At 69.9% G+C, this 19,443-nt stretch carries 22 protein-coding genes; 14 read left to right on the top strand and 8 right to left on the bottom strand.

What is annotated here, in order from left to right:
• Positions 1–119: 119 nt before the first annotated feature.
• Both QZH52_RS28460 and QZH52_RS28465 read left to right on the top strand, forming a co-directional pair.
• Positions 120–740, top strand: coding sequence for an ABC transporter ATP-binding protein (locus tag QZH52_RS28460; RefSeq protein WP_301814209.1), 621 nt, complete (start codon positions 120–122; stop codon positions 738–740).
• The gene (locus QZH52_RS28465; RefSeq protein ID WP_301814210.1) at positions 737–1,582 is read left to right on the top strand and encodes an ABC transporter permease; all 846 of its coding nucleotides are present in this window, start codon (positions 737–739) and stop codon (positions 1,580–1,582) included. Before QZH52_RS28460 ends, QZH52_RS28465 begins: the two co-directional genes overlap by 4 nt.
• Here QZH52_RS28465 and QZH52_RS28470 read toward each other — a convergent pair.
• Positions 1,482–2,717, bottom strand: coding sequence for an O-antigen ligase family protein (locus tag QZH52_RS28470; RefSeq protein WP_301814212.1), 1,236 nt, complete (start codon positions 2,715–2,717; stop codon positions 1,482–1,484). The genes QZH52_RS28465 and QZH52_RS28470 overlap by 101 nt on opposite strands.
• Positions 2,718–2,878: 161 nt before the next feature.
• Between QZH52_RS28470 and QZH52_RS28475 the strand changes: the two genes are divergently transcribed.
• The 4 genes from QZH52_RS28475 (at position 2,879) to QZH52_RS28490 (ending at position 5,362) form a co-directional block, all read left to right on the top strand.
• Positions 2,879–4,087 carry a hypothetical protein gene (locus tag QZH52_RS28475; protein ID WP_301814213.1) on the top strand — a complete coding sequence of 403 codons (1,209 nt, stop codon included), beginning with the start codon at positions 2,879–2,881 and terminating at the stop codon, positions 4,085–4,087.
• A 12-nt stretch (positions 4,088–4,099) separates the two neighbouring features.
• A complete protein-coding gene (locus tag QZH52_RS28480) occupies positions 4,100–4,543 on the top strand; it encodes a GFA family protein (protein ID WP_301814214.1) in 444 nt (147 codons plus the stop codon).
• An 82-nt stretch (positions 4,544–4,625) separates the two neighbouring features.
• The gene (locus QZH52_RS28485) at positions 4,626–4,940 is read left to right on the top strand and encodes an NIPSNAP family protein (RefSeq protein WP_301814217.1); all 315 of its coding nucleotides are present in this window, start codon (positions 4,626–4,628) and stop codon (positions 4,938–4,940) included.
• The gene (locus QZH52_RS28490) at positions 4,937–5,362 is read left to right on the top strand and encodes a DUF1801 domain-containing protein (RefSeq protein WP_301814218.1); all 426 of its coding nucleotides are present in this window, start codon (positions 4,937–4,939) and stop codon (positions 5,360–5,362) included. The genes QZH52_RS28485 and QZH52_RS28490 overlap by 4 nt, the downstream gene beginning before the upstream one ends.
• Here QZH52_RS28490 and QZH52_RS28495 read toward each other — a convergent pair whose 3' ends face one another.
• From QZH52_RS28495 to QZH52_RS28505, 3 genes are read right to left on the bottom strand one after another with little or no spacing between them, the layout of a single operon-like run.
• Complete coding sequence (locus QZH52_RS28495) at positions 5,363–5,785, bottom strand: GlcG/HbpS family heme-binding protein (protein WP_301814219.1); 423 nt, start codon at positions 5,783–5,785, stop codon at positions 5,363–5,365.
• Between the two features lie 34 nt (positions 5,786–5,819).
• A complete protein-coding gene (locus QZH52_RS28500) occupies positions 5,820–7,553 on the bottom strand; it encodes a thiamine pyrophosphate-binding protein (RefSeq protein ID WP_301814221.1) in 1,734 nt (577 codons plus the stop codon).
• A gap of 5 nt (positions 7,554–7,558) precedes the next feature.
• Positions 7,559–8,548 (bottom strand): Bug family tripartite tricarboxylate transporter substrate binding protein, encoded by a 990-nt coding sequence (locus tag QZH52_RS28505; RefSeq protein WP_301814223.1) that lies wholly within the window; start codon positions 8,546–8,548, stop codon positions 7,559–7,561.
• A 113-nt stretch (positions 8,549–8,661) separates the two neighbouring features.
• Between QZH52_RS28505 and QZH52_RS28510 the strand changes: the two genes are divergently transcribed.
• Positions 8,662–9,585, top strand: coding sequence for a helix-turn-helix domain-containing protein (locus QZH52_RS28510; protein ID WP_301814224.1), 924 nt, complete (start codon positions 8,662–8,664; stop codon positions 9,583–9,585).
• Here QZH52_RS28510 and QZH52_RS28515 read toward each other — a convergent pair.
• A complete protein-coding gene (locus tag QZH52_RS28515; RefSeq protein WP_301814226.1) occupies positions 9,573–10,064 on the bottom strand; it encodes a GNAT family N-acetyltransferase in 492 nt (163 codons plus the stop codon). The genes QZH52_RS28510 and QZH52_RS28515 overlap by 13 nt on opposite strands.
• Before the next feature lie 93 nt (positions 10,065–10,157).
• Here QZH52_RS28515 and QZH52_RS28520 point away from each other — a divergent pair, with 93 nt between their 5' ends.
• Positions 10,158–10,790 (top strand): hypothetical protein, encoded by a 633-nt coding sequence (locus tag QZH52_RS28520; protein WP_301814228.1) that lies wholly within the window; start codon positions 10,158–10,160, stop codon positions 10,788–10,790.
• A 34-nt stretch (positions 10,791–10,824) separates the two neighbouring features.
• Here the strand turns inward: QZH52_RS28520 and QZH52_RS28525 are convergent, their stop codons facing one another.
• Positions 10,825–11,541: a GntR family transcriptional regulator gene (locus tag QZH52_RS28525; protein ID WP_286536072.1), complete on the bottom strand. Its 717-nt coding sequence runs from the start codon at positions 11,539–11,541 to the stop codon at positions 10,825–10,827.
• 121 nt (positions 11,542–11,662) lie between these two features.
• On the opposite strand from QZH52_RS28525, the gene QZH52_RS28530 reads away from it, so the two are divergent.
• From QZH52_RS28530 to QZH52_RS28555, 6 genes are read left to right on the top strand one after another with little or no spacing between them, the layout of a single operon-like run.
• Positions 11,663–12,631: a VOC family protein gene (locus QZH52_RS28530; RefSeq protein WP_301814230.1), complete on the top strand. Its 969-nt coding sequence runs from the start codon at positions 11,663–11,665 to the stop codon at positions 12,629–12,631.
• Positions 12,632–12,638: 7 nt separating this feature from the next.
• Positions 12,639–13,493, top strand: a complete 855-nt coding sequence (locus QZH52_RS28535; protein ID WP_301814231.1) for a fumarylacetoacetate hydrolase family protein — start codon at positions 12,639–12,641, stop codon at positions 13,491–13,493.
• Between the two features lie 46 nt (positions 13,494–13,539).
• Positions 13,540–14,754, top strand: a complete 1,215-nt coding sequence (locus QZH52_RS28540) for an amino acid ABC transporter substrate-binding protein (RefSeq protein WP_286519453.1) — start codon at positions 13,540–13,542, stop codon at positions 14,752–14,754.
• A 4-nt stretch (positions 14,755–14,758) separates the two neighbouring features.
• A complete protein-coding gene (locus QZH52_RS28545) occupies positions 14,759–15,619 on the top strand; it encodes a branched-chain amino acid ABC transporter permease (RefSeq protein WP_286519452.1) in 861 nt (286 codons plus the stop codon).
• Entirely contained in the window at positions 15,619–17,445 is a 1,827-nt protein-coding gene (locus QZH52_RS28550) for a branched-chain amino acid ABC transporter ATP-binding protein/permease (protein ID WP_301814234.1), read from the top strand. Before QZH52_RS28545 ends, QZH52_RS28550 begins: the two co-directional genes overlap by 1 nt.
• Positions 17,438–18,181 (top strand): ABC transporter ATP-binding protein, encoded by a 744-nt coding sequence (locus QZH52_RS28555; RefSeq protein ID WP_301814236.1) that lies wholly within the window; start codon positions 17,438–17,440, stop codon positions 18,179–18,181. Before QZH52_RS28550 ends, QZH52_RS28555 begins: the two co-directional genes overlap by 8 nt.
• On the opposite strand, the gene QZH52_RS28560 is transcribed toward QZH52_RS28555, so the two are convergent.
• Together QZH52_RS28560 and QZH52_RS28565 are read right to left on the bottom strand one after the other, a co-directional pair.
• Entirely contained in the window at positions 18,166–18,810 is a 645-nt protein-coding gene (locus QZH52_RS28560; protein ID WP_301814237.1) for a DUF6134 family protein, read from the bottom strand. The genes QZH52_RS28555 and QZH52_RS28560 overlap by 16 nt on opposite strands.
• Positions 18,803–19,357 carry a DUF2878 domain-containing protein gene (locus QZH52_RS28565; RefSeq protein WP_301814238.1) on the bottom strand — a complete coding sequence of 185 codons (555 nt, stop codon included), beginning with the start codon at positions 19,355–19,357 and terminating at the stop codon, positions 18,803–18,805. The genes QZH52_RS28560 and QZH52_RS28565 overlap by 8 nt, the downstream gene beginning before the upstream one ends.
• Positions 19,358–19,443: the final 86 nt, after the last annotated feature.

Genomic DNA, 19,443 nt, shown 5'->3' on the forward strand with positions numbered 1-19,443 from the left:
CCTAGCGGGAGCTTGAAAAGGGCGCTGGATCCACATGCTTGGATGCTATGTCCGCCACCTGCACGAAACCTGAACGGCCGGATCCTGTCCGCGGGTCAGGCGATGTTCAGCCGCCTTTCATGATCCGGCCCTACATTGCCGCCATGCTCCGCGTCAGGCAACTGGCCAATGACTTCGGCGGCCCGTTCGATCTGGACCTGGCCCGCGGCGAATGCGTGGCCGTGCTGGGCGCGTCCGGCGCCGGCAAGAGCGTGCTGCTGCGGCTGATCGCCGACATGGACGTGGGCACCGGAGAGGTCACGCTCGACGGGCTCGACCGCGACCGCTCCAGCGGCCCGCAATGGCGGCGGCGCGTCGTCTACCAGGCGGCCGAGCCGGCCTGGTGGGCAGCCGATGCCGCCGCGCATTTCAGGCCCGGCGACCTCGCGCAGGTCCATGCCCTGCTGCCGAGGCTGGGCCTTTCGCCCGACCTGATGGCGGTCGACATCGCGCGCCTGTCGACCGGCGAGCGCCAGCGGCTGGCGCTGGTGCGCTCGCTCGCGGTCGGCCCCGACGTGCTGCTGCTGGACGAGCCGACCGCTTCGCTGGATGCGGCGTCGACCGCGGCGGTGGAGGCCCTGCTGCGCGCGCGCATGGCCGGCGGCCTGGCGGTGCTGCTGGTCACGCATTCGCGCGAGCAGGCGGCGCGCATGGGGCAGCGCGCGTTCGACATGATCGACGGCGCGCTGCACCCGGCATGACGATCCACCTCGACACGCTCGACGTCGGCGTGGCCGCCCTGCTGGTGGTGGTCAACGCGGCAGCCTCGCTCGCGCTCGGCCTGCAGGTGCATCGGCAATTGCTGTGGTCGGCGTTCCGGATGGTCGTCCAGCTGCTGTTGGTGGGCCTGGTGCTCCGCGCGGTCTTCGCGGCCTCCTCGGCGCCCGCCACGCTGGGCATCGTCGCACTGATGATCCTCGCCGCGGCCCGAGAGGTCGCGGTGCGGCCCCGGCAGCGGCTGGCGAACGGCGGCAACTTTCGCATCGGTGCGCTGGTGGTGACCGTGTCGGGCATCGTGACCGTGGCGCTGGCGCTCACGACCGCGATCAGGCCGGTGCCCTGGCACGACCCGCGCTATGCCATTCCCCTGATGGGCATCGTGCTCGGCAGCGTGCTGAATTCGGCCAGCCTCGGGCTCGACAGCTTCTTCGAGGACGTGCGGGCCCGGCGCTCGGCGATCGAGGCCCGGCTGGCGCTCGGCGACAGCGCCCGGCAGGCCCTGGCCGCGACGGTGCAGGCCGCCATCCGCCGCGGCATGATCCCGCTCGTCAACCAGATGTCGGCGGCCGGCATCATCACGCTCCCGGGCATCATGACCGGCCAGTTGCTGGCCGGCATGGACCCGCTGGAAGCGGCCAAGTACCAGATCCTGTTGCTGTTCCTGCTGAGCGGCGCCGGCGGGCTGGCCGCCGCCGGTGCGGTCTGGCTGGCCGCGCGCAGCGTCACGGACGAACGGGATCGCCTGCGGGTCGATCGCCTGCAAGCGCCGGCGAAGCGCCGTGTGCGCGCCGAAGGCAGAGGAACACGATCCAGGGCAGGCTGAGTCCGATCGCCGCGTCGCGGTTGGCCGAGTTGACGCTGGTCGCCACCAGCAGCACCAGCATCGCGACGAAGGCCAGCCGCCCGGCGAGGTCGGCGCGCCGCCAGGCCATGCCCAGGCCGGTCGCGAAGACCAGCGCCAGCGCCAGCAGCCCCGGCACGCCGGTCTGCGAGCCCATCCACAGGAAGTCGTTGTGCGGCATGTTGTAGTCGTGCAGCAGGCTCGGCGCGCGGCGGTGCCATTCGCTGGTCCAGCTGCCGACGCCCCAGCCGGCCCAGGGGCGCTCGATCATCATGCGCGAGGTCTCGCGGTACATGTAGAAGCGCACCACCCAGCTGCCCTCCGACACCGCGCCGGCCTGGGCGGCCTCGATTTCCTGCACGCCGAGCTTGAACTTCTCCTGCGCCGACGGCGCCTGCGAGATCAGTCCGCCGGCGGCGATCATGACGACGCAGAGCGAAACAGCGAGCGCGCGCAGCCGAAGGCGCCATTGGTGCACGCAGGCGCCGAGCACGGCGACGAACAGGGCGATCAGCGAGGTCCGCGACGGCAGCGCCAGCGTCACGATGACCGCGCAGCCCAGGGTCGCGGCGAAAGCGGCCGCCAGCCAGGCAAGCCGTTTCGGCGTGGTGCGCGGCAGCGCCAGCGCCCAGGTCGCCGCCGACGCGCCGAGCAGCGCGAACAGCAGGGCGTCGTTGATCGACTTGTTGCCCTTCATGGTCGTCAGGTTGTGCCACAGCGGCAGGTCGGGCAGGCCGAAGGCGCAGGTCAGCAGCATCACCGCGAGCGACAGCAGGGCACCGGCGAAGAAGCCGCGCAGGCCCCAGGCGGCCTCTTCTTCGGACAGCAGAATCGGCAGCACCATGGTGGTCGCGATCCGCAACCCGTGCCCCAGCTCGACCGGCGTCCCGGGATAGCGCGGGCCGAATGCCAGCACGGCCAGGGTCCACAGCAGGAAGGCCGCGATCGGCCAGCGCAGGGGGTGCGTGCGCAGGCGGCCGAGGCGCTCGGGCAGCTGGCCGCCGGCCAGCATCGCGATGATGAGGAAGATCGCGCCGGCGTAGTTGAGCCCGACGGGCATGAAGACGACGGCGCCCCAGAGAAAGGCGCAGGTGCGAACCCAGGTGTGCCTGGACATTGGATGCAGAAAGGGAAAAGCGGCCGCCCGGCGATCGGCGCGGGCGTGGGCAAAAAGAGTTGCGCGATTCTTGGCGATGAGGGTGAACGGATCGTGAATGCCCGCGGCCCCCGCCATGGGCGCCGTGTAGGATGCTGCACCGATTGCGGAGGTTCCGAGCCATGCCCCCTGCGACGCCGAGCATCGACGAGCTGCGCCAGCTCGAATCGGACGACTTTTCCCTGGTGCTGGGGGGGCCCCTGTTCCAACTCTGGCGGCGCGCGCACCTGTCGGACGCGGTCGGCAACATGCCGCACCGCCGCGCGCTGGCCGCGGTGCTCCTCGCCTGGGCCCCGCTGCTGTTGATATCCGTGGTCGAAGGACGGGCCTGGGGCCGCATCGAACTGCCGTTTCTGCGCGATCTCGAACTGCATGCCCGCCTGCTGGTCGCATTGCCCTTGTTGATTCTGGCCGAGCTGGTGGTTCACCGGCGCATGCGCCTGGTCGCGCGGCAGTTCTTGGAAGACGGCCTGGTGCCGGACGATTCGCGGGGTCGCTTCCACTTGGCCGTCGCGTCCGCCCTGCGCCTTCGCAATTCGGTCTGGGCGGAAGCTCTCCTCGTGCTGCTGGTCTACGGCATCGGCGTGTTCGTGGTCTGGCGAACGCGATTGACGCTCGACGTCTCGAGCTGGTATGGCGTCGTCGCCGACGGGCAGCTCAGGCTGACGGCCGCGGGCTGGTGGCTGGCCTGCGTGAGCCTGCCGCTGTTCCAGTTCCTGCTGTTGCGGTGGTACTTCCGCCTGTTCATCTGGGCCCGCTTTCTCTGGCAGGTGTCGCGCATCCGCCTGGACCTGATACCGACCCATCCCGACCGCTGCGGGGGACTCGGCTTTCTCTCGCTGGTGCGGGTGGCCTTCGCGCCCTTCCTGTTCGCCCAGGGCGTGCTGCTGGCCGGCATGATCGCCGACCGGATTTTCTTCGGTGGCGCCAGCCTGCTCGAGTTCGAGATCGAGATCGCCGGGGTGGTCGCCCTGATGGTGTGCGTGATCCTCGGGCCGCTGTGCGCCTTCAGTGCCCAGCTCGAGGCGACCGAAAATCGGGGCCGCCGCGAGTACGGTACGCTGGCGCAGCGCTATGCGCGCGAGTTCGACCACAAATGGCTGCGCGGCGGGGCGAAGCCCGACGAGGCGCTGATCGGCAGTCCGGACATCCAGGCGCTGGCCGACATGGGCAACAGCTTCGCGATCGTCGAGGACATGCGCTGGGCGCCGTTCACCCTGAAGACAGTGCTGCACCTGGCGGTGACCACGCTGCTGCCCCTGCTGCCGCTGACGCTCACGATGTTCTCGGCGCAGGAGCTGCTCGCCCGGCTGCTGAAGGTTCTCATGTGACAGGGGGCGATCATGGTCATCACAGGCGGTTGCCACTGCGGCAACACATCCTTCGAACTCGGCTGGGAGCCGGAGCCGACCGAGGTCCCGGCCCGGGCGTGCGGCTGCTCGTTCTGTGCCAAGCACCGCGGGGTCTGGACCTCCAACCCCGGCGGGGTGCTGCGGGTGACCGTGGACGATCCGTCGCTCGTCTCCAGCTACTTCTTCGGCACGCGCACGGCCCGGTTTCATGTCTGCGCGCGATGCGGCGTCGTTCCCCTGGTGACCAGCCTGCTCGACGAGCACCTCTATGCCGTCGTGAACGTCAACGCATTCGACAACGTGTCGCCTTCGCTTCTTCGCCCGCAGCCGGTGTCGTTCGAAGGCGAGGACGTCGAGACGCGGCTGGCGCGCAGGCGGCGCAACTGGATCGCCGACGTCCGCTTCGTCGAGGGCTGCGCTGCGGTCTCCGACTGAGCCTGCCGCTGGCCCGCGCCGGTTGCCCCGCGGGCGCCCTGGTGCTCCAATGAGCGTCCTTTCTGCGATGAAGGAGACATCCATGGCCTACGAAGCGCGCTACGTGTTGCGACCCAACCCCGGGGCCGATCTCGCGGCCGTCATCGATGCGATGAAGGTGGGTGCGGCGCTCTGGAAGAAGCACGGTGCACCCCAGCCCCGGCTGTGGACGGTGGCGGCGGGCGAACTGGGCAACTATGTGCTGACCGTGGAGTTCGACAACGCGGCGGCCTACGCCAAGGTCACGGACCCGCTGTCGGCCGACCCCGAGTTCCGCCAGTGGCAGGCGGGCAATCTCCGCGCCGGGGCCTTTACGTGGGTCCGCAGCAACCTCATGCGAGAACTCCCCCTGGCATGAAGAAACCGGGATCGACCGCGGGCCTGTCGCCCTCCGAGCTGATCGACCAGCGGATCGCCGAGCTCGGCGACTGGCGCGGCCAGACCCTGGGCAGGATGCGCCAGCTGATCAAGGAAGCCGACCCGGAGGTCGTCGAGGAATGGAAGTGGATGGGCACGCCGACCTGGTCGCACGACGGCATCCTCTGCACCGGCGAGTCCTACCAGGCGAAAGTGAAGTTGACCTTCGCCAAGGGGGCTTCCCTGGAAGACCCCGGCCAGCTCTTCAACGCGAGCCTCGACGGCAACGTGCGGCGCGCGATCGACATCGGCGTGGGCGAGCAGGTCGACGCAGAGGCGTTCAAGACGCTGGTGCGGGCCGCGGTCGCCCTCAATGCGGCGGTCGCCAAGGCGAAGGCGAAGCCGCGGCGGGCGGCTTCCTGATCACACGGCGAAGCCCGCCGCCTGAACCCCCGCGATGCAGATCGCCTCGTCTTCGTCGCCGCTGCCTCCGCTCGCGCCCACCGCGCCCAGCACCCGGCCCTGGGCGTCCTTGATCAGCACCGCGCCCGTCTGCGGCAGGAACCGGCCGGCCGACGTTGCGGCCAGCGAGACGAAGAAGTTCGGGTTGCCCTTGGCCCGCTCGCCGAGCTGGCGGCTCGATACGCCCATGCCGACGGCGCCCCAGGCCTTCGCCTGGGCGACGTCGAAGCGGAACATGCTGGCGCCGTCCTCGCGCGCGAAGGTCTTGAGATGGCCGGCGTCGTCGAGGACCGCGATGCCCATCGGCTGGTAGCCGGCCTGCTTCGAATGCGCGAGCGCGGCGGCGATGATCTGGTTGGCTTGGGCGAGGGTCAGTGAGGTCATGGTGATGGCGAGATGAGATGCGATGTGGAAGAAGTCAGCCCGGGGCGGGCACCGGCATGAACGCCTCGAAGCCGAAGCGGTTCATGCTGCCGAAGGCCGGCGCGGCGGGATGCGACACGAAACGCGTGCGGCAGTCCAGCACCGACGGCAGGCCCGAGGCCAGCGCCCGGCCCAGGGCCGGCGCGAATTGCTCCGCACGGGTCACGGTTTCGCCGAAGCAGCCGAAGCCGCGCGCGATCGCCGCATGGTCGGTGCCTTCGAGGCTGGTCGCGAATTCGAAATCGAGCTGTGCCCGCTGGCCCGAACGGATGATGCCCCAGGCGGCGTTGTTGTGGATGATGCAGACCACCGGCAGCCCGGCGCGGCGCGCGGTGTCGAGTTCGTTCAGCGTGAAGCCGAAGGAGCCGTCGCCCGTGATGTTGAACACTGGCCGGTCCGGATGCTGCAGCTGCAGCGACAGCGCGTACGGCAGCCCGAAGCCGAGGTGGCTCATGCCGGGCTCGTGGAAGCGCGTGCGCACCGCATCGACCGGCGTGAAATCGTTGCTCCAGAAGGTGGTGTGGCCGCCGTCGAACACCGCCAGCGCATCGCCCGGAAGCGCATCGGCAATGGCCTTGGCGAGGGCCGCGGGATGCATCGTCGGGTCCGGGTCGCGCGCCATCGCGGCCAGGCCTTCGACGTAGCGGGCGCGGACCTCGCGCAAGCCGGCGAGCCAGCCGCCGTCCGGCATTCGCTCCAGGCCCTCGGCCGCGAGGGCGGCCACCAGGTCTTGCAGCGCCAGCCGCGCATCGGCCTGCATCGCCACTTCGTGGAGCACCGGATGGCCCAGCGCGGACGGGTCGGTGTTGATGCTGATGGTGCGGTGGTGGCGGCGCGCCAGGGGCCCGCGCGCATCCCACATCCAGGACGAGAAGCGGCAGCCGACGGCGAGCACCACGTCGGCCTGCTCGAAGGCCGCGCGCAGCGCGTCGCCCGAGATCAGGCCGCCATGGCCGATGAAGTGCGGGCTGTCGCTGGCGACCACGCCGAGCGCCATCTGGGTCGGCACCACGGGCGCGCCGAGCAGGCCGGCGAGGGTGCGCACGGCGTCGACGGCGCCGCTGGTCACCACGCCGCCGCCGGCGACCACCAGCGGACGCCGCGCAGCGCGCAGCAGGGCCGCCGCGCGGGCGACCGATTCGGCCGCCGGGCGGGGGCCGAGGGTGGCCCGGTAGCGCTCGGGCGGCAGTGCGAACGCGTCGTCGGGGTAGTCGGCAGTGGTTGCCAGCACGTCCTGCGGAATGTCCAGGTGGACCGGGCCGGGCCGGCCCGACAGCGCTTCGCGGAAGGCGCGGCGCACCAGTTCGGGCAGGCGGCGCGAGTCATGAACGACCGCATTCCATTTGGTCAGCGGGGCGAACACCGCCTTCGTGTCCAGGTCCATGAACATGCCGCTGTGCGGATAGGCGGCCGCCCGGTGCTGGTTGGTGGTGATGGCCAGCAGCGGCAGGTTGTTGTTGAGCGCCACGCCCATGCCGGATGCGAGGTTGAGGCCGCCGGGCCCCATCTCGCCGACCGCCACGGCCATGCGGCCGGAGCCCGCGTGGACGGCGGCGGCCATCATCGGCGCGCTCGCCTCGTGGCGCACGCCGACGAAGCGCACCGCCTGCTGCTGCGACAGGGCGTGCATCAGCGGCGCCAGCTTGCCGCCGACGATGCCGAAGGCGAAAGGGACTTGCTCGATCGCCAGCAGGCGCACCAGCGCCTGGGCTGCAGTGAGGCGAGGCACGGTGCTCAGTCCTCCGCGGTGAAGCCGGTGGAGCGCACGATCGGGCCCCATTTCTCGTAGTCGGCCTTGACCATCTGCGCGAATTCCTGGGGCGACTGGTGGATCGGCTGCAGGCCGTAGGTGGCGAGCGCGGCCACGAAATCGGGCACCTGCAGCGCCTCGCCGACCAGGGTGTTCAGGCGCAGCACCACGTCGGCCGGCGTCCTGGCGGGCAGGAACCAGCCGAGCCACTCCTGCACCGCGATGTTCTTGTAGCCCTGCTCGATCAAGGTCGGCACCTCGGGCAGGAAGGGCGAACGCTGGGCGCTGGTGATGGCCAGCGAGCGCAGCTTGCCCGAGCGCACGTGCGGCATCACCTCGCCGACCACGTTGAAGCTCACCGGCACCTGGCCGCCGAGCAGGTCGTTCAAAAGCGGTGCGCCGCCGCGGTAGGCGACGCTGGTCATCTCGATGCCGGCCGCCTTCTGCAGCAGCATGCCCGCGAAGTGCAGGGCCGAGCCCGCGGCCGGGATGCCGTAGGTCGCCAGCTTGGGATTGGCGCGGGCCCAGGCGACGTAGTCGGCCACCGTCTTGATCTCGGCCGGCAGGCCCGGCCCGGCGGTGAACGAGAAGGCGTAGGTCACGGTCGAGCAGACCGGCGCGAGGTCGGTCAGGGGGTCGTAGTTGAGCTTCTTGTAGGTGTGCGGATAGAGCGTCATGGGCGAGCTCGGGATCTGCAGGATGGTCAGGCCGTCGGGCGCCGCCCGTTTCACGTATTCGACCGCGATGCGCCCGCCGGCGCCGGTGCGGGCCTCGACCATCAGGCTGGTGGCGTAGCGGCCGCGCAGCCGCTCGGCCACCGGCCGGGCCACGTTGTCGCCCATGCCGCCGGCCGGAAAGCCCGAGACGATGACGGCGTTGCCGTTGAGTTGGGCCCATGCCGAGCGGCCGAGGCCCAGGCTGGCCAGGCCGGACAGGGCCGCGCTGCGCTGCAGCAGCTCGCGTCGATTCCACATGCTTGTCTCCGGTGTTTCTTGATGAACGGGTACCAGCTTAGGGAGACGGCCGACTTTCCACCATGGACGAACAGGAGGGGTTCTTGTAGATTTCCGGCCTCCAAGGTAGATCCATGCGGCCCAGCAACCTCCTCGTCGTCCCATTTCGCGAAGTGCGCCACTTCATGCCGGAGGACAGCCTGCACGTCGAGGCGATCGGTGTCCGGGCCCAGCAGCACCATTGGAGAATTCCGGCCCACCGGCACGAGGAACTGCACCAGTTCCAGTTGCTCACCGCCGGGGCGCTGGTCGGCACCTTCGACGGCGAGCGTCATGCGCTGCGGGCGCCCGTGGCGCTGATGGTGGCGCCCGGGGTGGTGCACGGTTTCGACTACGAGCCCGACAGCGTCGGCACGCAGGTGACGGTGCCGAGCAGCGCACTGTCGTCCCTGTGCGCGCACTCGCCGGTGGTGGCGCAGCGGCTGGCGCAGACGCTGGTGCTCGATGCCACGCACCTGGGTGACAACGCGGCGGCTTGCGCCCGGCATTTCTCCGCGCTGTCCGAGGAGTTCCAGTCCCAGCGCATCGGCCGCGCCGAGGCGCTGCAGTCCCAGGTCGTGCTGCTGGCCCTGTGGTTCCTGCGGCAGGAGATCGCGGCCACCGGCATCGGCCGGCGCCAGGCCCTGCGCGACACGCTGGTGCAGCGCTACCGGGCCCTGCTGGAGCGGCACTTCCACGAGCACCGGCCGCTGGCCTTCTATGCGCAGGCCCTGGACGTCACGGCCGACCACCTGAGCCGCGTCTGCAGGGCGGTGGCCAGCACCAGCGCGCTGGCGCTGCTGCACGAGCGCGTGGTGCTGGAAGCCAAGCGCATCCTGGCCCATACGCCCATGACGGTCTCGGAGGCCGCCTCGCAGCTGGGCTTCGACGATGCCGCCTATTTCAGCCGCTTCTTCAAGGCCGAGGTCGGCTGTGCGCCGTCGGAGTTCCGCCAGCGCATCGCTTCAGGTGCGCTGGCGGTGCCTGCGCCCGGGCGGACGCTCTCTCAGAGCCGCTGAATCATTTCATGCCAGGACACGCCGCCGTGGTTCGAGGCGGATGGCTTGACGTAGTCGTAGCCCATGCGCCTGTAGAGTTCGATGTGGCGTTGCTTGCACATCAGGTGGACCTCGCGCTTGCCTGCAGCCCGCATCCTCCGCAGGAACTCGGCCATCAGAAGCTTCGAGAAGCCCCGCCCCTGCCGGGTCGGCGCCACGGCCACCGACATGATGACGACCTTGGGTGCAGCAGGATCGTGCCCCACGAGTTCCTTGAATGCCGAGTCGGACATCGCGACCTGGTCCGCGCATCCGCTGTTGATGAAGCCGACGATCTCGCCGTCGATCTCCAACACCAGGAACCCCTGCGGATACACCTCGATGCGCTTGACGATCTTTGCCAGCGTGGCAGCTTCGTCGCCTTCGTAGGCGGTGCTTTCGATCTCGAAGCAACGCGCGGCGTCGCGGGGGACGGCATCGCGAAGGGTGGTCTGGGTCATTGCGAAGAGATGCGGGTATGGGCGAGGGCGACAGTATCGGTTCGCCTGCGCCCTCGGTCCACCGAAGGCCTCGATGCATCCCCCGAATGGCAGATGTGCAAGCGCCGCACCTGCATGCAGACTCCGGCACGTCGCAATGTCAGAGGAGACGAGATGGGAAGCAACAGCCGCGAAACGCGCGCCATGCGAATCGTGCGGATCCCGTCGAACAAGGTCGAAGGCCCGATTTCCGACTACCACGTGCTGACCTACGCCGACTCCGGCTTCGGCCCCTTGCCGCACTACACCAGGCGTCGCGTTCCGCGCGATCAGGTGGAAGCCATCGTCAACCGCATCAACCAGCGCGACGAGGCCGCGACCTTCTTCCCGCTGCCGCTGAGCGCGGTGCCCCGCAAGGTGATCTGGGACAAGCGCCACTGGGCGGAACTCCGCGCGCATCTTGCGGATTTTTTCCACGTCAATGCACGCACCTTCGGTGCGCGTCGCATCCTCGTCGACTTGCAGTCCCCGCATGGCACCGCGCACCTGATGGAGGCGCTGCGCGGCGCGGTCGAGGATGTCCCGCCGGTCTGCGTGGACGAGATCGTCGTCGTCACGGCCGCTGAAGGCGACGACGACCAGCCGGCCCTTTCACGGCGCCAGCGCGACGCCAGCGTCATCGCAGCCATCGTCAAGGACCACGAGGCGGCCGAAGCCGAGCGTCGCAATCGGCGGTCACGGCCGTAGGGAGGGCGCAGGCCGGCCGCCTGCAAGCCTGACATCACCCGGCGACGCCGGCCTGCGCTTCCCGTGCCTGGTTCAGGTCCGGCGAGTCCAGCAGCAGCTGCGCCGTGTGGTCCAGGTGGCGCGCGATCAGAGCCTGGGCGGTCGGGATGTCGCGGCCGAGCACCGCGTCGACGATCGCCTGGTGCTCGGCCTTGACGTCGCGCTCGGTGGCGGCCAGCGGGGCCGTCAGGAAGCGGTAGCGTTCGCTCTGCTGATAGAGCATCTGGTGCATCTTCAGCAGCCATTCGTTGGGGCAGCCGGACACCAGCGCGTGATGGAACTCGCCGTGGTTCGCGGCCCATTCGCGATTGAGATGGCGCGGCTGCCCGGCTTCGCGCTCGGCGATGCGCGTCAGCCGGTGGAGGGCCGAGACGATGCGCCCCTCCCAGGCCAGGTCGCCGTGCCGGATGGCTTCGGCGAGGCAGAGCTGCTCGACCTGGATGCGGGCCTCGACCAGGTTGCGCAGGTCGAGCGCCGAGACCGGACTGACCCGGTATCCGCGGGCCGGCTCCGACACCACCAGCGCCTCGGCCTCGAGCATCGCCAGGCCTTCGCGCACCGCACCGGCACTGACCGAGAGCTCTTCCGCCAAGGCAGCGATGTTGAGCTTCGAGCTCGGCAGCAGCCGCCCCTCGACGATCGCCGTGCGCAGCCGCTCGAACACCAGCCGTGTCTGGCTCATTCCCCGGGGGCGCTCGCTCGTCGCTGTCATGTGTGGTCCGAAAGGAATGATCTTCCTTGTTAACCCTAGGTATAGATAAAGCGTCTGTCGATATAGTTTGTCTTGAAGAATATATTATTTCGAGCTTCGCGAGAAGTACCGGAGACAGACCATGGCCATCGAGCTTCGTACCCGGAAGGACCCGTATCGGGCCGCCGTTCATGGCGTGCATTCGCTGGACGGCATCGTCTTCACGGTCCCCGACCTCGACGATGCAGTGCGCTTCTACGAGGCCTTCGGGCTGGAGACGAAGCGCGTCGGCGATCGGCTCGACTTGCACACGCTCGGCCATCCGCATGCCTGGGCGTCCGTCCATGCGGCGCCGGGGCCGAAGAAGCTCCAGTACCTGCGCTTCGGCTGCTTCGCCGAAGACTTCGATGCGATTGCCGCGCGCATCGAGACGCTGGGCGTCGAGCGCTGCGCGCCGCATCCCCTGGGCAGCGGCGAAGGCCTGTGGGTCAAGCATCCGGACGGCTTCCCGGTGCAGGTCGTGGTGGCCGCCAAGAGCACGCCGGACCTGCGCAGCGAGAAGCAGGTGGAGCCGCCCGTGCCGCTGGGCACCGGCGCTTCGCTGGCGCGCTCGCGCATCCCGAAGGTCCGGCCGCGCCGCCTGTCGCACGTGCTGCTGCACTGTCCCGACGTGTCGCGCGCCATCCATTTCTACGAGGACGCGCTCGGCCTGCGCCTGACCGACCGCTCGGCCGACCTGGTGGTGTTCATGCACGGCGTGCACGGCAGCGACCACCACCTGATCGCCATGGCGAAGTCCGATGGGCCCGGCCTGCACCACCTGAGCTGGGACGTGGCCAGCATCGACGAGGTCGGGCGCGGCATGGAGCAGATGTACGCGGCCGGCTTCACGCGCGGCTGGGGCGTCGGGCGCCACGTGCTGGGCTCGAACTACTTCTACTACGCGCGGGACCCGTGGGGCAGCTACAGCGAGTATTCGTTCGACATCGACTACGTGCCGGGCGATTTCGAGTGGCGCTCAGGCGACCACCCGCCCGAGGATTCCTTCTACGCCTGGGGCCCCGCGGTGCCCGAGGACTTCATCACCAACTTCGAGATCCGGAACGGTTGACTGCACCATGCGCCTCATCGCTTTTCAGAACCAGGGCCAGTCCGCCATCGGCCTGCGCCTGGGCCAGGAGGTCGTCGACCTCACGGCCGAAGGCCTGCCCGCCACCCTCGACGCGCTGTTGCGCGCCGGGCCCGAAGGCCTGGCCGCGGCGCAGCGCGCCGGCGCCTCGGCCCGGACGCGGCTGCCGCTGGCGGACATCGCCTGGCTGCCGCCGCTGCAGTCGCCCGCCAAGGCGATCGCGGTCGGCCTCAACTACGTCGACCATGCGGCCGAGGGCAACTTCGAGCCGCCCAAGTACCCGGTGCTGTTCCATCGCTTCCCCTCGTCGTGGGTCGGCCACGGCCAGCCGCTGGTGCGTCCGCACGTGTCGACCCAGTTCGACTACGAAGGCGAGCTGGTGGTCGTGATCGGCAAGGGCGGCCGCTACATCGACAAGGCGAAGGCGCTCGACCACGTGGCCGGCTATTCGCTCTTCAACGACGGCTCGATCCGCGACTACCAGTTCAAGTCGGCCCAGTGGATGATGGGCAAGAACTTCGACCGCTCCGGCGCCTTTGGCCCGGAACTGGTCACGGCCGACGAACTGCCCCCGGGCGCCACCGGCCTGAAGCTCCAGACCCGCCTCAACGGCCAGGTGCTGCAGGAGGCCGATACCCGCGACATGATCTTCGACGTCGCCACCCTGGTGTCGGTGTGCTCGGAACCCTTCGCGCTGCAGCCCGGCGACATCATCATCGCCGGCACGCCCGCGGGTGTCGGCTTCGCGCGCAAGCCGCCGATCTTCATGAAGGCCGGAGATGTCTGCGAGGTCGAGATCGAAGGGGTCGGCCTGCTGTCGAACCCGGTGGTCGACGGCGACTGACAGGCAGGCGCCGACCGCTTCCCCGAACAACTACAGGAGACAGAGCATGAACATGGACCGTCGTTCCTTCGTGGCAGCGGCCGGCGCCCTCGGCGCCAGCGCGCTGTGGAGTTCGCAGGCCGGCGCCCAGCCCAGCGGGGCGCCGATCAAGGTCGGCGGCACGCTGGCGCTGACCGGCCCGCTGTCGTCCACCGGGCTGGTGCACAAGCTCACCGGCGAGATCTATGTCGACTCGCTCAACAAGCGCGGCGGCCTGCTCGGCCGGCCGGTGGAGTGGGTGCTGAAGGACGACCAGTCCAAGCCCGACCTGGCCCGAACGCTGTATGAGCAGCTCGTGACGGCCGACAAGGTCGACCTGCTGATCGGGCCCTATGCCACCGGCAACATCCTGTCGGCGATGGGCGTGGCGCAGCGCTACAACAAGACCCTGGTGCACCACACCTTCGGCATCCCGAACCTGGCCAAGTACGACCAGCAGTTCCCGGCCTGGTCAATCGGCCCCGAACCCGAGAAGACCCTGCCGGCGCTGGTGCTGACCGCGCTGGCCTCATCGTCGGCGCCGCCCAAGACCATCGCGGTCGTGACCAGCAAGTTCCCGTCGGTGCACTTCGTGGCGCTCGGCGCGCGCGAAGTGGCCAAGCAGCGCGGCATCAAGGAGGTGCTGTTCCTCGAGTGGGACTTCGGCAATCGCGACTTCGGCCCGATCGCCGGCCGCGTGAAGGAAGCCAACCCGGACTTCATCTGGACCGGCGCCATCGGCCTCGAGGGCAACCAGCTGCTCGACGCCATGAAGAAGATCGACTATGCGCCGCTGCACCACTTCTATCACGTGCCCGCGCCGGCGCCGATGCTGAAGGCGCCCGAGGCCAACGGGGCGTTGTCGATGACCATCTTCGAGGACCATCCGCCGTTCACCAACAACCCGGTGGCGGCCGAGTTCGTCAAGGTCTACCGCGAGCGCGCCGCCGGCGCCGGCATGCCCGACACCGCGGTCGAGACCCAGGCCGCGGCTTCGTTCACGGCCTGGCAGATCATCGAGGCCGCGGTGATCGCCACCAAGGGCCTGGACGACAAGGCGATGGCCGCCTGGCTGCGCGCCAACCAGGTCGACACCATCCAGGGCAAGCTGCGCTTCAACGAGCGCGGCAACTTCGGCGCCGACCTGAGCCGCGTCAAGCAGGTGCAGAACGGCAAGTGGGTCACGGTCTGGCCGGCCGAATGGGCGGCCCCCGGCGCCAAGCTGCAGACCCGCGGCGCCTGAGCCGATGGCATTGCCGAGCGCCACACTTCTCGCCCAGGCCATCCTTGCGGGGCTCTTCACGGGAGCGCTCTACGGCCTGCTGGGCCTGGGCCTGAGCCTGTCGTGGGGCATGCTGCGGCAGATCAACCTGGCGCATTTCGCGCTCGCCTTCCTCGGCGCCTACCTGACCTACGAGCTGTCGAGCCGGCGCGGTGTCGACCCGCTGCTCTCGCTGGTCTTCATCGTGCCGCTGTTCTTCGCGCTCGGCACGGCCTTGCACTGGGTGCTGACGCGCTTTCGGGTCAGCCCGTTCAACTCGCTGCTGGTGACCTTCGGCGTCACCGTGATCATCGAGGCGCTGCTGCAATGGATCTGGACCGCCGACTACCGCAAGCTGGAGTCGAGCTATGCCGAGCACAAGCTGCGGCTCGGGCCGCTGTTCCTGCCGCTGCCGGAGCTGATCACATTGGGGCTGGGCGTCGGCATCTCGCTCGCCGTGTGGGTGGCGCTGCGCCGCACCGACCTCGGCAAGGCGATGCGCGCCGCCGCCGAGGACGCCCCGATCGCCGCCGCCTTCGGCGTCAACCAGAACGCGCTGGCGCTGATGCTGTCCGGCCTGAATGCCGCGCTGGCCGGCGTGGCGGGCGTGTGCATCGCGCTGGCCTACACGCTGTCGCCGTCGCAGATCTACGCCTGGATCGGCGTGGTCTTCGCCGCCGTGATGCTCGGCGGGCTGGGCCGGCCGCTCGGGCCGCTGATCGCCGGCTGCGTCATCGGCGTCACCGAAGCCGTGACGATGGCGGTCACCGCGCCCTCGTGGGCGCCGCTGGTGTCTTTCTCGCTGCTAATGCTGGTGTTGCTGGCGCGGCCGGGGAGGGTGGCCTGATGAAGCGCTCCCTGCTCGTGATCCTGGCGGCCGGCGCGGGCCTGGCCACGGTGCCGTGGCTCGGGCTGCCGGCCTTCTACGAGTCGATCCTCTACCTGGTGCTGCACTGGATCGCGCTCGCCACCTCGTGGAACTTGCTGTCCGGCTACTCGGGCTATTTCTCGTTCGGCCATGGCGCCTTCTTCGGCATCGGCATGTACACCACGGCGACCTTGGCGACCCGCTTCGACATCCCGTTCCTGTGGACCTTGCCGGCCGCCGGCCTGGTGGCCGCGCTGTTCGGCACCCTGCTGGGCGCGGTGGCCTTCCGGGTCCAGGCGGTGCGGGCCGAGCTGTTCTCGCTGCTCACCCTGGCCGCCACCTTCGTGGTGGCCACGCTCATCCTCAACACGCCGATCGACGGCGGCCCGGGCGTCTACATGAGCGCGGTGCCGGTGCCCGCGATCGGGCCCACGGCCTCAGGCACCTTCTATCTGCTGGCGCTGGCGGTCGCGCTGGCCACGGTGGTGGCCGCGCTGGTGGTCTACCACTCGCGCTTCGGCACCGGCCTGTTCGCGATCCACGACGACGAGGACGTCGCCGAGGTGATGGGCGTGCCGACCTTCCGCTACAAGCTCGGCGCCTTCGCGCTGTCCTGCGGCCTGGCCGGCGTGGTCGGCGGCGTGCAGGCGCTGTTCATCTCCTATGTGACCACCGGTGACACCTTCACGATCGCGCTGCCGCTCACGGTGGTGCTGATGGCGGTGCTCGGCGGCACGCGGCACTGGGCCGGCCCGATCGTCGGCGCCACCGCGATCACGCTGCTGCTCTATGCCTTCACGGGCGGCGACACCGCGATCATCGGCAAGGGCCTGACCGGGCTGGTGCTGATCGTCGTGATCCTCTTCATGCCCGAAGGGCTGCTCGGCCAGGCCCTGAAATGGTGGCACGCGCGGCGCGGCGCCGGGACGATCGCAGCGCCCGCGCCTGCGCGTGCGCCGGCCCTGGCGACGGGCGGGCCGGCCGTGTCGCCACGGCCGGTGGCCGGCGCCGGCGAGGTGCTGCTGCGCGCCCGGGGCGTGCGCAAGTCATTCAAGGGCGTGCAGGCCTTGCGCGGCGTCGACCTCGAACTGCGGCGCGGCGAAATCCTTGGGCTGCTCGGTCCCAACGGCTCGGGCAAGTCGACCTTCATCAATGTCGCGAGCGGCCACTATGCGGTGACGGCGGGGGTGATCGAGTTCGACGGCCGGCGCATCTCGGGCATTCCGGCCCACCGCATCGCGCACGGCGGCATGGCGCGCACCTACCAGATCCCGAGGCCCTTCGCCCATCTCACGGTGCTCGAGAACGTCGCGCTGCCGGCGATGTTCGGCGCCGCCTCGCTCGACCGCCGCACTGCCGAGGCCGAGGCCTGGCAGTGGCTGGCCTTCACCGGCCTCACCGAGCGTGCCGGGGCGCTGCCCGGCGAGCTCAACCTGCACCAGCGCAAGTTCCTCGAGTTCGCGCGCGCGCTGGCCTCGCGGCCCCAGGTGCTGATGCTCGACGAGGTGCTGTCGGGCCTGACGCCGTCGGAGATCGACGAGGCGGTGGCGCTGATCCGGCGCATCCGCGACCAGGGCGCGACCATCGTCTTCGTCGAGCACGTGATGCGGGCCGTGATGGCGCTGTGCGACCGGGTCGTGATCTTCCATCGCGGCGAGGTGCTGGCCGAGGGCGAGCCGCGCGAGGTCATGCAGCGGCCGGCGGTGGTCTCGGCCTACCTGGGCCAGGCGATGGCGCCGGCGTGCGCCGAGGCCGCCGACGAAGCGCCGATCCCCATCGCCGTCGCGGAGCCGAGCCATGCTTGAGGTGCAGGACATCCGCGTCGCCTACGGCCAGGCGACCGCGCTGTGGGACGTGTCGCTCGCGATCGGCAAGGGCGAGCTGCTCTGCGTCGTCGGGCCCAACAGCGCCGGCAAGAGCACGCTGATCAATGCGATCGCCGGGCTCCATCGCGTGAGCGCCGGCCGCCTCGTGCTCGACGGCCAGGACATATCGCGGCTGGCGCCGCACCGCTTCTGCGGCCAGGGCATCGCGCTGGTGCCCGAGGGCAGGCGCCTGTTCACCGAGATGACGGTGCGCGAGAACCTGGAGATCGGCAGCTACCTGGGCGCCGCGCGCCGCGAGCGAGCCCGGTCGCTGGATCGCGTGTGCGCGCTGTTCCCGGCGCTGGTCGAGAAGCTGGCGCAGCCGGCCGGCTCGCTGTCGGGCGGGCAGCAGCAGATGGTGGCGATCGGCCGCGCGATGATGGCGAAGCCGCGCCTGCTGCTGCTCGACGAACCCTCGCTGGGCCTCGCACCAAGCATCGTGCTCGACATGTTCGAAGCCATCCGCCGCATCCATGCCGACGGCATCGCGGTGCTGCTGGTGGAGCAGAACGTCGGCATGGCGCTGGAGGTCGCGCAGCGCGCCGCGGTGCTGGAGGAGGGTCGCATCGTCGCGATCGGGCGGCCCGACCAGCTGATGGCGAGGCCCGAACTGCGCCGCGCCTACCTGGGGCTAGAGCCTGACGCTGCACCGGCGGCGCCTCATTTCAGCCGGTAGCTAAGCCTTCGGCCCCCTGAGACGGTCGAGTCGAGACCGATCCATTCGCCGTCCGCCGCATACCAGAGGTCGATCGGCTGCGCGGTCCCGGTGATGCGCCATCGCGAAGCCGCGACAGGCACGCCACGCACCTCGACGGTGTCGCTGCCTTGCGGCTTCACCTGCACGGTCTCGGCGCGGCCGGTCTGGGCGTTGAACAGGCGGGTCTGCGTCAGGATCGCCGGGTTCCAGTAGGCGAAGCTCATCACGCAGCCGACCAGCGACTGTGCGGAGTCGTCCGGCACCGGGGCAGGGCCTTCGGCCTCGGCTCGCACGCGGGTGGTCTTGCCGTTTTCTTCGGTGGTGGAGGCGAGGCCGGTCAGGCAGTTGCCGCGCCACTGCTCGATCGCCTGGTGGCGGTAGCGGTAGACCGCGAGCCCGAGCATCTTGACGACGAAGCTGGCGTCGCTGCTGATCTGCCTGTCGTTCCCCGTTGCGGTGCTCATGAAGCGGTGCTCGCCGATCGGTTGGCCGTCGAGCGTGACCTGGAAGTCCCATTGGCGACGGGTGTCCGACCACGCCGGCGGCGCGTTCGTGGCCAGCAGGCCGAGCAGCAGCGCCGTTGCGAGGGAGATGGAGCGCTCAGCCATGCGCCGGCTCCGGAACCGTGACACCGTCGAACCGGATCGACAGCCAGACCAGGGTCGGCAAGGAAATGGCCCAGCCCAGGGCCAGCGCGAACAGTGCCGGCGGGGCGTCGACGAACTGCGCCGCGCCCAGCCGCACGCCGGAGGCAAAGGCCAGGGGCCCGGCCACCGCGCCCAGCAGCGCGGCCAGCCAGAGCCGATGCCGGAGCCAGCGCAGCGTGACGTTCAATGCGATCGCGAACAGGCCCCAGAGGGCAACGATCCAATAGGGCGCCAGGCGCGGATCGAACTGTCCCGAAGGATAGGTCACCTGGCCTGTGGCGGTGTGCACCGACTCGGTGGCGAAGCCGATCAGCATCGCGAGGCCCACCAGGCAGGCTTCGCGTCGCGGCCGGGCCGACACCGCCAGGTGCCAGCCGATGCCGGCCAGTACGCAGGCTGTGCCCCAGAGCGGCATGTGGCGCGCGGCGCCCAGCACCGCGGCGAACCAGGCCAGCTGGGACACGGCGAGGTTCGCGAATCGGATGGAGGGCGTCGGCGGCGGCTTCATGGGGCTGTCCTTGGCGGCCGCAGAGGAGGGTGATCTGGAGCGCTGCCGCCCCGTCTTTACGCACCGGACCCGGGTTTGGATCTCCG

Source organism: Variovorax ginsengisoli (assembly GCF_030486595.1).
Taxonomy (GTDB): Bacteria; Pseudomonadota; Gammaproteobacteria; order Burkholderiales; family Burkholderiaceae_C; genus Variovorax; species Variovorax ginsengisoli_B.

Excerpts from the sequence above, each read along its gene's own strand:
- QZH52_RS28565 (WP_301814238.1), bottom strand. The coding sequence starts at position 19,357 with ATGAAGCCGCCGCCGACGCCCTCCATCCGATTCGCGAACCTCGCCGTG.
- QZH52_RS28530 (WP_301814230.1), top strand. The coding sequence starts at position 11,663 with ATGGCCATCGAGCTTCGTACCCGGAAGGACCCGTATCGGGCCGCCGTT.
- QZH52_RS28495 (WP_301814219.1), bottom strand. The coding sequence starts at position 5,785 with ATGACCTCACTGACCCTCGCCCAAGCCAACCAGATCATCGCCGCCGCG.
- QZH52_RS28475 (WP_301814213.1), top strand. The coding sequence starts at position 2,879 with ATGCCCCCTGCGACGCCGAGCATCGACGAGCTGCGCCAGCTCGAATCG.
- QZH52_RS28545 (WP_286519452.1), top strand. The coding sequence starts at position 14,759 with ATGGCATTGCCGAGCGCCACACTTCTCGCCCAGGCCATCCTTGCGGGG.
- QZH52_RS28520 (WP_301814228.1), top strand. The coding sequence starts at position 10,158 with ATGTGCAAGCGCCGCACCTGCATGCAGACTCCGGCACGTCGCAATGTC.
- QZH52_RS28515 (WP_301814226.1), bottom strand. The coding sequence starts at position 10,064 with ATGACCCAGACCACCCTTCGCGATGCCGTCCCCCGCGACGCCGCGCGT.
- QZH52_RS28485 (WP_301814217.1), top strand. The coding sequence starts at position 4,626 with ATGGCCTACGAAGCGCGCTACGTGTTGCGACCCAACCCCGGGGCCGAT.
- QZH52_RS28460 (WP_301814209.1), top strand. The coding sequence starts at position 120 with ATGATCCGGCCCTACATTGCCGCCATGCTCCGCGTCAGGCAACTGGCC.
- QZH52_RS28535 (WP_301814231.1), top strand. The coding sequence starts at position 12,639 with ATGCGCCTCATCGCTTTTCAGAACCAGGGCCAGTCCGCCATCGGCCTG.
- QZH52_RS28525 (WP_286536072.1), bottom strand. The coding sequence starts at position 11,541 with ATGACAGCGACGAGCGAGCGCCCCCGGGGAATGAGCCAGACACGGCTG.
- QZH52_RS28480 (WP_301814214.1), top strand. The coding sequence starts at position 4,100 with ATGGTCATCACAGGCGGTTGCCACTGCGGCAACACATCCTTCGAACTC.
- QZH52_RS28465 (WP_301814210.1), top strand. The coding sequence starts at position 737 with ATGACGATCCACCTCGACACGCTCGACGTCGGCGTGGCCGCCCTGCTG.
- QZH52_RS28505 (WP_301814223.1), bottom strand. The coding sequence starts at position 8,548 with ATGTGGAATCGACGCGAGCTGCTGCAGCGCAGCGCGGCCCTGTCCGGC.
- QZH52_RS28555 (WP_301814236.1), top strand. The coding sequence starts at position 17,438 with ATGCTTGAGGTGCAGGACATCCGCGTCGCCTACGGCCAGGCGACCGCG.
- QZH52_RS28470 (WP_301814212.1), bottom strand. The coding sequence starts at position 2,717 with ATGTCCAGGCACACCTGGGTTCGCACCTGCGCCTTTCTCTGGGGCGCC.
- QZH52_RS28550 (WP_301814234.1), top strand. The coding sequence starts at position 15,619 with ATGAAGCGCTCCCTGCTCGTGATCCTGGCGGCCGGCGCGGGCCTGGCC.
- QZH52_RS28540 (WP_286519453.1), top strand. The coding sequence starts at position 13,540 with ATGAACATGGACCGTCGTTCCTTCGTGGCAGCGGCCGGCGCCCTCGGC.
- QZH52_RS28510 (WP_301814224.1), top strand. The coding sequence starts at position 8,662 with ATGCGGCCCAGCAACCTCCTCGTCGTCCCATTTCGCGAAGTGCGCCAC.
- QZH52_RS28560 (WP_301814237.1), bottom strand. The coding sequence starts at position 18,810 with ATGGCTGAGCGCTCCATCTCCCTCGCAACGGCGCTGCTGCTCGGCCTG.
- QZH52_RS28490 (WP_301814218.1), top strand. The coding sequence starts at position 4,937 with ATGAAGAAACCGGGATCGACCGCGGGCCTGTCGCCCTCCGAGCTGATC.